We start from the raw sequence: 14,253 nt of genomic DNA on the forward strand, positions 1-14,253 counted from the left end.
ATCAACGCTCCACCAGCGCGATGCGCTTGTTGTACCAGTTCATGAAAATCGAGATCGACAAGCTGACCGTCAGGTAAGCCGCCATGATGATCAAGATCCCTTCGATCGCCTGACCGGTCTGGTTCATCATGGTGTTGACCACCGAGACGATATCGGGATAGCCGATCGCCACCGCCAAGGAACTGTTCTTGGTCAGGTTCAAATACTGACTGGTCATCGGCGGGATGATGACGCGCAAGGCTTGCGGCAAAATCACCAGACGCAGCACGCGCGCGCGGCTTAATCCCAGGGAACCCGCGGCCTCCCATTGACCGCTATTGACCGCCTGGATACCCGAACGCACGACTTCCGCGATAAAGGCAGCCGTATAGATCACCAGCCCGGCCAGCAACGCAGCGAACTCCGGCGAGACGGTGATACCGCCCTGGAAGTTAAAGCCCTTGAGCTGCGGCACGTCCAGCGCCAGCGAAGCGCCGCTAAACACCCAGCCCAGAACCGGCAGCAGGATAAAGAGCCCCACCGCGACACGTCCTAACGGAAAGATCTGCCCGGTCGCTTCCTGTCGTTTCTTGCCCCAGTGCGCGACCAGGATGGTGGCAATCACGGCAAGCACCAGTCCGCCCAGAATCCAATCCATCGAATTGCCTTCCAGACCGGGTATTTTCAGGCCACGGTTGGAGATGAACACCCCAGGCAGCGGGTGATACGCCTGACGCGGCCCCGGCATGTTCTCGGTGATCAGCGCATACCAGAAGAAAAGCTGCAACAGCAACGGCACATTGCGCATCACCTCGACATAGATCGAGCAGACCTTGGCGACCAGCCAGTTCTTGGACAAGCGTCCAATGCCTATCAGCGTGCCCAGAATCGTAGCGAGGATGATGCCGAGCGCCGCCACGCGCAGCGTGTTCGTGATCCCAACCAGGATGGCGCGGCCATAGGTATCTGCCGGACTATAGGCAATGAGCGATTCACCAATGGCGAACCCCGCCTCGCGGTCCAGAAATCCAAAACCCGTGGAGATATTACGTACCTGCAGGTTATGCAGAGTGTTGGATACCAGGAACCACACCGCCCATCCAACCAGAGCCAGCGCGACAACCTGATAGACCACGGCGCGCACGCCGGGATCGTTCCAGTTCAGGCGGCGCCGAGGCGCGCCGACTGGAGCTTTCGAATCGTTTGTCGTCATGAAAAGCTTCTACAGAAGTCAAAACAGGAATGGCCCGGGCAGTGCCGCAAGGCCACCTCACTCCTGCCGCCCGCATTGCGCGGGGGGAATAAAGACAGGACGGGCTGACCCGTCCCGTCAGGCAGCAACGCTTAGCGGATGGGCCAGCCGTACATCAGGCCGCCATCCTTATAGCTGGCGTTCAGGCCGCGTTCGAGCTTCATGGGGCTGTCCTTGCCCAGGGTGCGCTCAAAGCTTTCACCGTAGTTACCGACTTGCTTGATGATGTTGTAGCCCCACTTGTCATCCACGCCCAGGTTCTTGCCCATGCCCGGGGTCACTCCCAGGATGCGCTGCACGTTGGGATTGGGGCTCTTGGTCATTTCGTCGACGTTCTTCGAGGTAATGCCGTATTCCTCGGCCTCGATCATCGCGTTCAGTGCCCAGCGAACCACGTTGAACCACTGCTCGTCACCTTGGCGCACCATCGGGCCCAGCGGCTCTTTAGAGAAGTCCTCCGGCAGAATGATGTAGTTGTCCGGATTTTCCAGCGTCGTACGGCTGGAGGCGAGCTGCGATTTATCGGTCGTGAACGCGTCGCAACGGCCAGCCGAGAACGCACGGATGATTTCGTCGTACTTGTCGATCACGACCGGTTTGAATTCGATCTTCTCGCCACGGAACCAGTCGGCGAGGTTGAGTTCGGTGGTGGTGCCGGGCTGCACGCAGATGGTTGCGCCGTCGAGTTCTTTCGCGCTCTTGACGCCCAGATCCTTGTTAACCATGATGCCCTGGCTGTCGTAGTAATTCACGCCAGTGCCGATCAGACCCAAGGTGGTGTCACGCGTCAGCGTCTGCGTGGTGTTACGCGTCAGCACATCGACTTCACCAGACTGCAGCGCGGTAAAGCGTTGCTGGGTATTGAGCGGCGTGACTTTGAACTTGGTCGCGTCGTTGAACATGGCGGCGGCAACCGCACGGCACATGTCGACGTCGATCCCTTGCCATTGGCCCTTGCTGTCGGCCATGGAAAACCCGGAAATCCCGGTGGATACGCCGCATTGGACGAACCCTTTTTTCTTGACGCTATCGAATGTAGCGCCCGCATGAGCTGTTGCTGCAGTGGCAAATAATGCAGTGGCCACTGCGGCTAGTTTCAGTGCTTTCATCTGGATCTCCTGTATGGAACAACGCCCGAGTGCTGCAATTTTGCAACTCTAAGCATCGCCGGGATGGTAGCGGCTGCCGATATTCGGGGACATGGGGGAAATCCCTTGACAAGTTCCGTCAAAATAGGGGACAGAAAAAATATGCAACAGTCCCGTAAGAGGATTGAGACACACGGTACTATTGCGCTTACATCCTCTATTGCCGTCATGATCGAATTCCAGCACGTCTTCAAATCATATGGGCGCGGCCGCAATATCCTGGCCGACATCAATTTCCGCGTGACCGCCGGCGAATTCATTTTTGTGTCTGGCGCATCCGGCGCGGGGAAGTCCACCCTGCTCAAGCTGATAGGCGGTCTCGAGCCCGCCAGTCGCGGCTCGATCCAGGTCAACGGGCAGCGTCTGGATAAGCTATCCGCGCATGCCCGCCCTTATCTGCGACGGGCGGTAGGGGTAATTCTGCAAGACACCCATTTGCTCTACGATCGCAGCGCGCTGCAAAACGTCATGCTGCCGCTGGCTGTCACCGGTCAATCAAGCGGGCAGGCCAGCGCACGCGCGCGCGCCGCGCTCGATAAGGTCGGCCTGGCGGGCAAGGAGGACATGAACCCGATCGAGTTGTCGGGCGGCGAACAGCAGCGTCTGGCCATTGCCCGAGCCATTGTGAATCGCCCGGCGATTCTGATCGCGGACGAGCCCACCGCAAACCTGGACCTGGACACGGCACGGCGCATCATGAATGTGTTTCGCGACTTCAACCGGGTGGGCGTGACGACCCTGATCGCCTCGCATGATCAGGCCCTCATGGCGCAGTACGCCACGCGCACCCTGCGGCTCGAACCGGGCAAATTTTTCGATACGGGAGCACTCGCATGAAGTCCTGGTTGCGACTGCATCGTTATGCGCTGATGGTCACGCTGCGGCGTCTGGCGGCGCAGCCGTTTTCGTCTTTGGCGAACCTGGTGGTGATGGCGCTGGCGCTGGCCTTGCCGCTATTGGGCGCTGCGATTCTGGTCTCGGCGCAGCCTCTGGCGCGTGAGTTATCGGTGACGCCTGAAGTCACGATTTATCTCACCACCACGGCCCCAGAGGGCGCCGCCACCGGCATTGCGCAGCGCATACGCGCCGAGCATGCAGAGCAGGTCCAGTCAGTGCGCGTCATTCCGCGCGACGAGGCGCTCGCCTCCTTGCGTAATGATCCTACCTGGGATCAGGCGTTGGCGGTTTTGCCTGGAAACCCCTTGCCGGACGCGGTGGTCGCCACCCTGACCGAGGGCGAGCGACTGGCCGAACGCGCCGATCAGCTCGCGCAAACTTGGGGTTCGTGGGAACATGTTGACATGGTGCAACTCGATAGCGCCTGGGTACAGCGGCTGGAGGCAATTCTGCGTTTTGCCCGCGTGGGGCTGATGTTCCTGGCGGCCTGCGTGGCGGCGGTGGTGCTGGCGGCGGTGTTCAATACCGTGCGCATGCAGGCGATGCTGCAGCGCGAAGAGATCGCCGTGGCCCGGTTGGTGGGGGCCACGGAATCGTTTGTGCGCAGGCCCTTTCTCTATCTGGGTGCGCTCTCTGGCGCCGTGGCCGCGTTGCTCGCCATTGGCGCTGCCGCACTGGCGCTGTCACCGCTGAATAACGCCCTGCAAGGGCTTGCGCGCAGCTATGGTGCCAGTTTCTCGCTGCATCTTCCCAGCTTGTCCGTTCTGGCGGTAGCAGTGGTGGGCACGGGCGTATTAGGCGCGTTGGCGGCGCGCTGGTCGGTGACGCGCAATACGCGTTTTTAACGGGGACGGTTCAATGGCGCCCGCCGCGGTGCGCCCCGATACGGAGCTCCTTCGGATCTGCGTGTTACATATATTAGTAACGGCTGCTTACGAAATGTGCAAGCGCTTGACTGGCGCGCGCGCCATTTCGACCTGTCGCTCACCGGTCTCCAAGCCGAGCGGTCTTCCAATGCGATAATCGCCGGCTATGGATTTCGCCCCCCGCATCGTCGCCTGGCAAGCCCGGCATGGACGCCATGGCCTGCCCTGGCAACACACGCAAGACCCCTATCGGATCTGGCTTTCCGAAGTCATGCTGCAGCAGACGCAGGTCTCAACGGTCATCCCGTACTACCTGCGCTTTCTTGAACGGTTCCCCGACGTCGCCGCCCTGGCCGCCGCCTCACAAGAAGAGGTCATGCCGTACTGGGCCGGACTCGGCTACTACGCCCGGGCGCGCAACCTGCATCGCTGCGCGCAAACCATCATGAGCGACTGGAACGGGCGTTTTCCCCCGACCGCCGAACAGATTGCCACCCTGCCCGGCATCGGCCGGTCCACGGCGGCGGCGATTGCCGCCTTTGCCTATGGCGAGCGCTCGCCCATCATGGACGGCAACGTCAAACGCGTATTCACCCGACATTTCGGTGTCGAGGGCGACCCGTCGCGCCGGGAAGTCGAGCAACGGCTGTGGGCGCTGGCAGAGGCGCAAGTCGCCGACGCCCCGGACCTGAACATGGCCGCCTATACACAAGGCTTGATGGATCTGGGCGCCACGGTCTGTACGCGGGGCAAGCCGGACTGTGCACGCTGCCCGGTGATGCAAACCTGTATCGCCTATTGCGACGGACGGCAGGCGGAATTGCCCACGCCCAAGGCGCGCAAGACGATCCCCGAACGCCAGACGGCGATGCTGGTCCTTCAACACGAAGGCGCCATCCTGCTGCAACAACGCCCCTCGCCAGGGATTTGGGGCGGCCTGTGGAGTTTGCCGGAATTCGATGCGGCGAGTGATCCAACGCAAGCCGCACGCCGCCTGGGGTGGGAACCGACACAGCGTTATGAACTGGCTGCGTTTGCCCACACCTTTACGCATTACCGCCTGCATATCAAACCCTGGTATGTGCCGGTACGCGCCGCCCCCACGCCAGGCGAACCAGGCGCGCCGCATCAATGGGTAAACCTTGCGCAGCTATCATCCTTGGCGCTGCCGGCGCCAATTCGCAAACTGCTTTTAGGCCTGCTCGAAGCCGGCCTGCCCGAATAGAAACCCTTTCACGCTGACTGATCGATCGAAGACGGAGACACTGCCAATGAAGACCCCGCACAACGCATTCAAAGCCGCGCTTGCCGCCAAGCAAGCGCAAATCGGCCTGTGGTTAGGTCTGGGCAGCCCTTATACGGCGGAAATTTGCGCGGGCGCGGGCTTTGACTGGCTACTGATCGATGGCGAGCATGGACCCAACGACACGCAAACCTTGCTGTCGCAACTACAGTCCATCGCCGCGTATCCGCATACGCACCCCATCGCGCGCATTCCCATGGGCCATGGCGAAATCGGCGAAATGCTGATCAAACAGTATCTGGATCTTGGCGCGCAAACCTTGCTCGTGCCCATGGTGGACACGCCCGAGCAAGCGGCCCGTATCGTAAGCGCCGCGCGCTACCCGCAAAACGATGGCAAAGGCGGCATACGCGGCATGGCCGGCGCGCGGGCCTCGATGTGGGGTCGGCGTACGGACTACTACCAGGAAGCGAACAATCAGCTGTGCTTGCTGCTGCAAGTGGAAACGCGCCAGGGCCTGGCGAATCTGGATGCCATTGCCGCCACCGAAGGCGTGGACGGCATTTTCATCGGCCCGGCGGATCTGTCGGCGTCGATGGGGCATGTCGGCAATTCCAGCCACCCGGAAGTCCAAGCCGCCATCGAAGACGCCATTGCCCGTATTCTCAAAGCCGGCAAGGCTCCCGGCATCCTGACCTCCAACGAAACGCTCGCTCGTAAATATCTGGAACTCGGTTGCACGTTCGTCGCCGTGGGGCTGGATACGGGCATCCTGGTGCAAGGCACCAGCGCGCTGGCCGCCCGTTATAAGACGGTGCAGAAGGTCGAGCAAGGCACTACGTATTAAGCGCCCCATGAACTGAGCGGCCATCGCGCGGCTCGTTGCGCCGCGCACCGCTCTGCGTTCAGCACGCTTGCGTCAAGCGTTCTGCAACAGCATCACCAGCTTCAAATCCGGGTGCGTGGCCAGACGGAAGGTCGTTTGCTGATAGGCCAGCCGGCCATGGCGCGGATGCTGGAACTCTCGAAGACCGCCTTCGCGCTCGACCACGGCATGGCGCGTCCACCAGTGCGCGAACACCTCGCTTTCGCGATTGAGCTCGTCTAACAGCGTCAGCACATCCGGTTCATCCAGATGCGCGCCCGCATCGGCGCGGAATTCCGCCACCACGCGGCGCGCGCGCTGGTCCCAGTCCACGACAAGTTCGCGCGCGGCCGGATTCAGAAAGATATAACGCAGCAAATTGGGTTGGGCATCGCGCAACGGCCAATCGTCAAACAGGTCGTTCATCGGCACGTTGTGCACCAGCACGTTCCATGCGCGGTCGAGCACATAGGCGGGTGCCGTGATGGCATCCACGCATTCACGCAGCAGGCCGGGTGCCTCGCTATCCTCATCACGCGGGTGTTGCGGGTCCGCGCATTCAGCCAGCTCGAACAGATAGGCCCGCTCGGCGCGCGCCAACTGCAGCACGCCCGCAATGCGCGCCCACACCGCCGGCGAGACCGTGACCTCGCGTCCCTGCTCGATCCACGTATACCAAGTCACGCTGATGCCACACAGCTGCGCGACCTCTTCCCGCCGCAGTCCAGGCGTGCGGCGCCGCATACCATCGGGCAGCCCCGCCATCTGCGGGGTAATCCGAGCACGCGCGGCGCGCACGAACTCCCCCAACGCCTGTCGGCGGCGGGTGGAACTATCAGGCGAAGCGAGCAAGGCAGACCGGGAGGGGGGATTCATACCCTGGCAACAAGCGGAGGTAAATGATGAAGGTTCAAATCTTAACTCTCTCAATCGGGCCGAAGACAGCATGTTTATGTTGCGCTAAGTCCGATTTGCCATAAACCCCAGGCTTAAAAGCGCCCTGTCAAACTGGTCGCGCTATTGTCGCAAACCGATTTATAGGTTTTTCTTCAATATGCGTAACCTGCTGCATCAGATTGGTTTATTCGTCGCTGTCGGCTGCGCTGCATCGGCCACGCATTGGGCCATCGCCGTAGGCTGTGTGGAAGCGTTCGGCATGGCGCCATTGACGGCGAACCTGGCCGGATGGCTGGTGGCCTTTGTTGTCGCATTCAGCGGCCATCACAACTTCACCTTTCGACATGCCGCCGTGCCTTGGGCCATGGCGGCACGGCGCTTTTTCTTCGTTTCCGCTGCCGGCATCACGATTAACCAGATCGCCTATGCCGGCTTGCTGCACGCCACCTCGATTCCGTATGACGTGTTGCTGGGGGTAGTCCTGGCAGGGATGGCGATGGTTACGTTCGTCATCAGCCGGTTATGGGCTTTCCGTGATGAAGCTCGTGCATGATCCACCCCGCGGTCACGCTGCGGCGGCTGCGATGAAACCGGATCTCATCTCTCTGATCATCCCCTTCTACAACGAGGGGCGGGCCGTCGATCTTTTTTTCCAGGCCATCGACGAGGTCCTGGCCGCGCTGGATCAATATGAATTCGAGCTGGTGTGCGTCGACGATGGCAGCCGCGACGATACGCTGCATCGGCTCATCGCGCATGCGCACACTGACTCTCGCATTACGGTTGTCGAGCTCACGCGCAATTTCGGCAAAGAGGCCGCGATGACGGCGGGGATTCACCATGCCCGAGGCATCGCGGCCATTGTGCTGGATGCCGACTTGCAAGATCCGCCCGAGCTCATCGGGCAAATGCTGGCGACCTGGAAAAGCGAGAGCGCCGATATGGTGCTCGCACGCCGAGCCGATCGGACATGCGATGGCGCGCTTAAACGCCTGACGGCCAAGTGGTTCTATCGACTGCACAATCGCGTCGCGAACGTACAGATCCCTGAAAATGTCGGTGACTTTCGCTTGATGACTCGGCCCGTTCTTGATGCGCTAAAGGCATTGCCCGAACGGCAACGATTCATGAAGGGGCTGTTTGCCTGGGTCGGTTTCAAGACAGTCACCATCGACTACGTCAGACAAGGCCGCGCCGCCGGCACGACGAAATTCTCCGGCTGGAAACTATGGAATTTCGCGTTGGATGGCGTGAGCGCTTTTTCCACGATGCCCTTACGCGTCTGGACGTATCTGGGTGGGGTCGTGAGCCTGCTGACGGCGCTATATGCCCTGTATTACGTGACGCGCGTGCTGACGCAAGGCATCGACGTGCCAGGCTATGCGTCGCTCCTGATCGCGGTGTTGTTCTTTGGCGGCGTGCAGCTGGTGAGCGTCGGCATACTCGGCGAGTACATGGGCAGGATCCACGAAGAGGTCAAGCAAAGGCCGATCTATCTGGTACGGGCAATCCATCATCAACACGCGCTGTACGCCCATGAAACGCCAACCACTGCCCGCCACAGCGCCTCACACCTCGATGTCCATCCCGGGAATCACCATGAGTAGCCACAGACACGGGCGGCGATACGACTGCCCGAAAGCCTTTCTATGGGCGTTTGCGCTCTACTTCATCGCGATCATGCCCATTCTGCGCGCCGATCGTTATTACGTGGACGACATGGGGCGGGCGCTCACTGGGTATCTGGGATGGTCCGGCGATGGCCGCCCATTGGCCAACGTCTTTATGGAGGTCTTCAATCTCGGCACGCCGCTGACCGATATATCACCACTGCCGCAGATCGTCAGTATTGCCATCCTGGCCGCGCTGGCGGTGAGCGTGGCCCGGTATTTCCGGATTAATGGAACCATCCTGCCCGCGCTGGTTTTCGCGCCCATGGTGATCGGCCCGTTCTTCTTGGAGAACCTGTCCTATAAATTCGACGCGCTGACCATGACGCTGGCGGTCTTCCTGGCCTTGGTAACGGTGTTGAAAACGCGCGCCGACCTGACGGGCGCCCTGCTGGGCATACTCGGCCTGGTCGCGTCCCTGAGCCTGTATCAGCCGGCGTTTAATGTCTTTCTTGTATTCACGACGATACAGCTGGTCTATCTGCAGCGGCAAGACGCGCCCGTGCCTGTCTGGGCGGGCCTGTTGGTCATGCGGGTCGCACAGGCCCTCGCGGCGCTGATCCTCTACAAGCCACTGGCCGCCTCCAGTATCAAGGGCGCCTATTCCGCGCGTCACAGTCAGCTTGCGCCGTTTAGCGACCTGCCGGCCGTGGTCGGCCGCAATGTCCTGCTGTTCTGGGACTATGTCACCGCGGCCTTGACGTCGATCTGGGGTCGTACGCTGCTCATCTGGATCGCTGCGGCCATCATCATCGCGCTGGGGTTTTCGATCCGGTACATCATGCGTCATTGGGCGGGTCGGCCGGCGTGGCAGCGCCTATTGATGGTGGTGGCAGCGCTGGGCATCGTCCCGGCCTTGGTGATGACTTGCTGGGGGCCGATGCTGGCCCTGCTGCATCCGGTGCTGCTGCCACGCACCATGATTGGATTCGGCGCCTTGGCCGCCGGCGCCAGTCTGCTGATCGTGCTCGCCTTGCCCGCGCACCTGCCTCCCCGCTGGCAGGCGGGGATCGCGGCCGTCCCATTGCTTGGTCTGGTTCTTTTTTCCCACGTGTATGGCAACACGCTAAAGTTGCAAAAGGACCTGGAGGACTCGCTGGCCCGCCAGATCAGCGACGATCTGGCCGTCATCGCTGCCGAGCGCGAGCTCCGGCAATTCACGATGATCGGTCACGCCGCGCGGCCGGCGGTGGCGCGCAACAACATGAAAAAGTATCCGCTGCTAGGCGTGCTCGTGCCGGTGCATCTGAAGGACGAATGGGGATGGCCGGTCGATCAACTTCAGCACTTCGGCCTTACCGTCACGATGGCCAAAGAGCCAGAGAGGCCCGAGCTCATCAAACACGTGTGCCACGACGATGCCCAACCGATCGTTCGGCGTGGGAGCTATCGGGTCTACGTGGCCGATGATCTGGCCGTCGTCGTGTTAGGTGAGGCAAAGTGCGAGGCGCCTTAATGAAGCATGTCACGTAGCGCTTGAGCGAGACACCGTACGTGCCACCGTAGTTAGCAATGCGATACGGACATCAAAGTTCAGACGTTCGATACCGCCGCGGGTGACGCCTCAGCGTCACCCGCGTCTTCGTTGCGCGCGCCTGAAGGGGCTTCCTGCCTGTGCGCCTACCCCAGATTACTCGCCAAGGTACGCCGCACGTCTTCTTCGCGACGGCCGCTGCGCGCGACGTAGTCGGCGATTTGGTCCTCGCCTATCGTACCGACGTTGAAGTACTGCGACTGCGGATGGCTGAAGTAGAACCCGGATACGCTGGAAGCCGGGAACATCGCGTAGCTGTCGGTGAGCATCATGCCGATATCATTACCGTCCAACACCTCGAACATATCGGTTTTCACCACGTGTTCGGGGCATGCCGGGTAACCCGGCGCCGGGCGTATACCCACGTACTTCTCGGCAATCATCTCATCGTTGGACAACGCCTCGTCGGGCGCATAGCCCCACAGGTCCTGACGCACGCGCGCGTGCAAGCATTCCGCGAAGGCCTCGGCCAGACGATCGGCGAGCGACTTGAGCATGATGCTGGAATAGTCGTCCATCGCGGCCTGGAATTCGGCCTCTTTTTTCTCGATGCCCAGACCGGCGGTCACGGCGAACATGCCGATGTAATCGGCCACGCCGCTGGATTTAGGCGCGATGAAGTCAGCGAGACACTTATTGCTCACGCCCTCGCGCTTGGCGCCTTGCTGGCGCACATTGCGATAGGTGAACAATACCTCGGTGCGCGATTCGTCGGTATAGATCTCGATGTCGTCATCATTGACGGTGTTGGCCGGGTAGAACGCCACCGCGCCATTGGCGGTGAGCCAGCGGCCTTCGATGATGCGTTTGAGCATGGCTTGCCCGTCGGCATAGACCTTTTTCGCCTGCTCGCCGACGACCTTGTCTTCCAGAATGGCCGGGAATTGGCCGAACAGACTCCAGGTCTGGAAAAACGGCGTCCAGTCCACGTACTTCGCGATCTCGGCCAAGTCATAGCTCTTGAACGCGCGCCGGCCGATGAATTTGGGGCGCGGCGGCGTGTAGTTGGCCCAATCGATTTGCGGTCGTGCCGCGCGCGCATCCGCCAACGAAATCAGCGGCGTGGCCTTGCGATTGGCATGGCGGCGACGGACTTCCTCGTATTCTTGCGCGATCTCGTCGATGTAGGCTTGCGCCTGATCGGACACGAGGTTCGCCGCCACGCCCACGGCGCGGCTCGCGTCGGGCGTGTAGATCACCGGGCCGTCGTAGTTCGGCGCGATCTTCACGGCAGTGTGGACACGGCTGGTGGTCGCCCCGCCGATCATCAACGGAATCTTGCGATCGCGGAAATACGGGTCACGCTGCATTTCCGAGGCCACGTAGGCCATCTCTTCCAAGCTCGGCGTAATCAGGCCGGACAGACCCACGATATCGGCCTCTTCTTCCTTGGCCTTTTGCAGGATCTGAGCGCACGGCACCATCACGCCCATGTTCACGACTTCGAAGTTATTACATTGCAGCACGACCGAGACGATGTTCTTGCCGATATCGTGCACATCGCCCTTCACAGTGGCGATCACCATCTTGCCCTTGGCGCGCACATCGCCGCCCGCGGCCGCGATCTGGCGTTTCTCTTCCTCGATGAAAGGAATCAAGTGCGCCACGGCCTGCTTCATCACGCGCGCGGACTTCACGACCTGGGGCAGGAACATCTTGCCGGCGCCGAACAGGTCGCCCACGATATTCATGCCGTCCATCAACGGCCCTTCGATCACCTCGATCGGGCGGCCACCGGCGGCGGCGATTTCCTGACGGACTTCCTCGGTGTCTTCGACGATGAACGTCGTGATGCCGTGGACCAAGGCGTGCGACAAGCGCTCGCGTACCGGCGCGGCGCGCCAGGCGAGGTCTTCTTCCTTCTTCGCGCCCGAGCCTTTGACCGAATCGGCGAACTGCACCAGACGCTCGGTCGGCGTGCGCTCGTCGCTGGGGTCGGTTTTACCCACGGGCTCGGCCCGATCGAGAATGACGTCTTCCACCAGATCGCGCAGCGTCGGATCCAGGTCCGCATACACGCCCAGCTGACCGGCGTTGACGATACCCATCGTCAGGCCTTCGCGGATGGCGTAGTAGAGGAACACCGTGTGAATGGCCTCGCGCATCGGCTCGTTGCCACGGAACGAGAAGCTGACGTTCGAGATCCCGCCGGAGATCCGCGCGTAAGGCAGGTTCTGGCGAATCCAACGCGTGCCCTCGATGAAGTCCATCGCGTAGTGATTGTGCTCGTCGATGCCCGTGGCGACAGCGAACACGTTGGGATCAAAGATGATGTCTTCCGGCGGGAAGTTTTCTTCTTCGACCAGAATCTTGTAGGCGCGCCCGCAGATTTCCTGGCGACGCGCGAGCGTATCGGCCTGCCCTTGTTCGTCAAAGGCCATCACGACCACGGCCGCACCGTAACGGCGGCACAGACGCGCATGCTCGCGGAAGGCCTCGACACCCTCTTTCATGGAGATCGAGTTGACCACGGGCTTGCCCTGCACGCATTTCAGACCCGCTTCGATCACTTCCCATTTCGAGCTGTCGATCATGAGGGGCACGCGGGCGATATCGGGCTCGGATGCGATCAGATTCAGGAACCGATGCATGCACGCCACCGAATCGAGCATGGCTTCGTCCATGTTCACATCGATGATCTGCGCGCCGTTCTCGACCTGCTGCCGCGCGACCGCCAGGGCCTCGTCGTACTTTTCTTCGCGAATCAGGCGGGCAAACATTTTGCTGCCCGTCACGTTGGTGCGCTCGCCGACGTTGACGAAGAGGGAGTCTTCGTCGATGTTCAGTGGCTCCAGGCCAGACAAGCGGGTTTTCACCGGCACATCGGGCACCACGCGCGGCGTCAAGGTTTGCACTTTTTCGGCAATCGCGCGGATATGGTCGGGCGTCGTGCCGCAGCATCCGCCCGCCATGTTCACCAGACCGGCGCGCGCGAACTCTTCCAACAACCCCGAGGTGTCGGCCGGCGACTCGTCAAAGCCGGTCTCGGCCATCGGGTTGGGCAAGCCGGCGTTGGGATACACGCACACATAGGTGTCGCAGATCTTGGACAGTTCCGCCACATACGGACGCATCAGCGCCGCGCCCAGCGCGCAGTTCAGGCCGATCGTGATGGGGCGCGCATGACGCACGGAGTTCCAGAATGCCTCGACCGTCTGGCCCGACAAAATGCGCCCCGACGCATCGGTCACCGTGCCGGAGATCATGACGGGCAAACGGATACCGCGTTCTTCGAACACCGATTCGACGGCGAAAATCGCGGCCTTGGCGTTCAACGTGTCGAAGATGGTCTCGATCAGCACAACGTCGATCCCGCCATCGAGCAGCCCGTTGAGCTGTTCGACATAGGCAATACGCAGCTCGTCAAACGTAATGTTGCGCGCGCCCGGATCATTCACATCGGGCGAAATCGACGCTGTCTTCGGTTGCGGGCCCAACGCACCCGCGACAAAGCGCGGACGCTCCGGTGTGCTGTACGCATCGCAGGCCGCGCGCGCGAGCTTGGCGGATTCCAGATTCAGCTCATAAGCCAGCCCGGGCAAGTCATAGTCGCCCTGCGCGATCGAGGTTGCGCCAAACGTATTGGTCTCGATGACATCGGCGCCGGCTTCCAGATATTGGCGATGGATCTCGTCAATGATGTCCGGGCGCACCAGCGACAGCAGTTCGTTATCGCCCTTCAAGTCCTTGGGATGATCGGCGAAGCGTTGACCACGGAAATCGGCCTCGCCCAGCTTATAGCGCTGGATCATGGTGCCCATAGCACCATCCAGAATCAGGATGCGCTGACCAAGCAGGCGGGCGAAATCGCCACCTCGGGTATAGGACGAAGGCGGATAAGGCAGACGGGGATACGACACGGGGTTATCTCGAAATGGCGAAAAAGGCAGGAACTGCCCGAA

Annotated in this window: 11 protein-coding genes; 7 read left to right on the forward strand and 4 right to left on the reverse strand. The window is 61.2% G+C overall.

The annotated features are described in order from the left end of the window. Window position 1 precedes the first annotated feature (1 nt). Window positions 2–1,192: an amino acid ABC transporter permease gene (locus tag GOQ28_RS09615; RefSeq protein ID WP_160356293.1), complete on the reverse strand. Its 1,191-nt coding sequence runs from the start codon at window positions 1,190–1,192 to the stop codon at window positions 2–4. Window positions 1,193–1,323: 131 nt separating this feature from the next. Beyond that, a complete protein-coding gene (locus GOQ28_RS09620) occupies window positions 1,324–2,340 on the reverse strand; it encodes an amino acid ABC transporter substrate-binding protein (RefSeq protein ID WP_160356294.1) in 1,017 nt (338 codons plus the stop codon). A gap of 207 nt (window positions 2,341–2,547) precedes the next feature. Here GOQ28_RS09620 and GOQ28_RS09625 point away from each other — a divergent pair, with 207 nt between their 5' ends. From GOQ28_RS09625 to GOQ28_RS09640, 4 genes are all read left to right on the forward strand, one after another. Further along, entirely contained in the window at window positions 2,548–3,216 is a 669-nt protein-coding gene (locus GOQ28_RS09625) for a cell division ATP-binding protein FtsE (protein WP_160350886.1), read from the forward strand. Further along, complete coding sequence (locus GOQ28_RS09630) at window positions 3,213–4,121, forward strand: cell division protein FtsX (RefSeq protein WP_160356295.1); 909 nt, start codon at window positions 3,213–3,215, stop codon at window positions 4,119–4,121. The genes GOQ28_RS09625 and GOQ28_RS09630 overlap by 4 nt, the downstream gene beginning before the upstream one ends. A gap of 187 nt (window positions 4,122–4,308) precedes the next feature. Further along, window positions 4,309–5,367 (forward strand): A/G-specific adenine glycosylase, encoded by a 1,059-nt coding sequence (gene mutY, locus GOQ28_RS09635; RefSeq protein WP_160356296.1) that lies wholly within the window; start codon window positions 4,309–4,311, stop codon window positions 5,365–5,367. A gap of 46 nt (window positions 5,368–5,413) precedes the next feature. Beyond that, window positions 5,414–6,232: an aldolase/citrate lyase family protein gene (locus GOQ28_RS09640; protein WP_160356297.1), complete on the forward strand. Its 819-nt coding sequence runs from the start codon at window positions 5,414–5,416 to the stop codon at window positions 6,230–6,232. 72 nt (window positions 6,233–6,304) lie between these two features. Here GOQ28_RS09640 and GOQ28_RS09645 read toward each other — a convergent pair whose 3' ends face one another. After that, entirely contained in the window at window positions 6,305–7,126 is an 822-nt protein-coding gene (locus tag GOQ28_RS09645) for a helix-turn-helix transcriptional regulator (protein ID WP_160350882.1), read from the reverse strand. A 178-nt stretch (window positions 7,127–7,304) separates the two neighbouring features. Here GOQ28_RS09645 and GOQ28_RS09650 point away from each other — a divergent pair, with 178 nt between their 5' ends. From GOQ28_RS09650 to GOQ28_RS09660, 3 genes are read left to right on the forward strand one after another with little or no spacing between them, the layout of a single operon-like run. Further along, window positions 7,305–7,700 carry a GtrA family protein gene (locus GOQ28_RS09650; protein WP_160356298.1) on the forward strand — a complete coding sequence of 132 codons (396 nt, stop codon included), beginning with the start codon at window positions 7,305–7,307 and terminating at the stop codon, window positions 7,698–7,700. 31 nt (window positions 7,701–7,731) lie between these two features. After that, window positions 7,732–8,754 (forward strand): glycosyltransferase family 2 protein, encoded by a 1,023-nt coding sequence (locus GOQ28_RS09655; RefSeq protein ID WP_160356299.1) that lies wholly within the window; start codon window positions 7,732–7,734, stop codon window positions 8,752–8,754. Then, window positions 8,747–10,273, forward strand: a complete 1,527-nt coding sequence (locus GOQ28_RS09660) for a glucosyltransferase domain-containing protein (protein WP_160356300.1) — start codon at window positions 8,747–8,749, stop codon at window positions 10,271–10,273. Before GOQ28_RS09655 ends, GOQ28_RS09660 begins: the two co-directional genes overlap by 8 nt. 164 nt (window positions 10,274–10,437) lie before the next feature. Here the strand turns inward: GOQ28_RS09660 and metH are convergent, their stop codons facing one another. Continuing rightward, window positions 10,438–14,211, reverse strand: coding sequence for a methionine synthase (metH, locus tag GOQ28_RS09665; RefSeq protein ID WP_160356301.1), 3,774 nt, complete (start codon window positions 14,209–14,211; stop codon window positions 10,438–10,440). Between the last annotated feature and the right edge of the window lie 42 nt (window positions 14,212–14,253).

Origin of the sequence: Bordetella sp. 02P26C-1 (assembly GCF_009763255.1) — a bacterium.
GTDB lineage: Bacteria > Pseudomonadota > Gammaproteobacteria > Burkholderiales > Burkholderiaceae_B > Bordetella_A.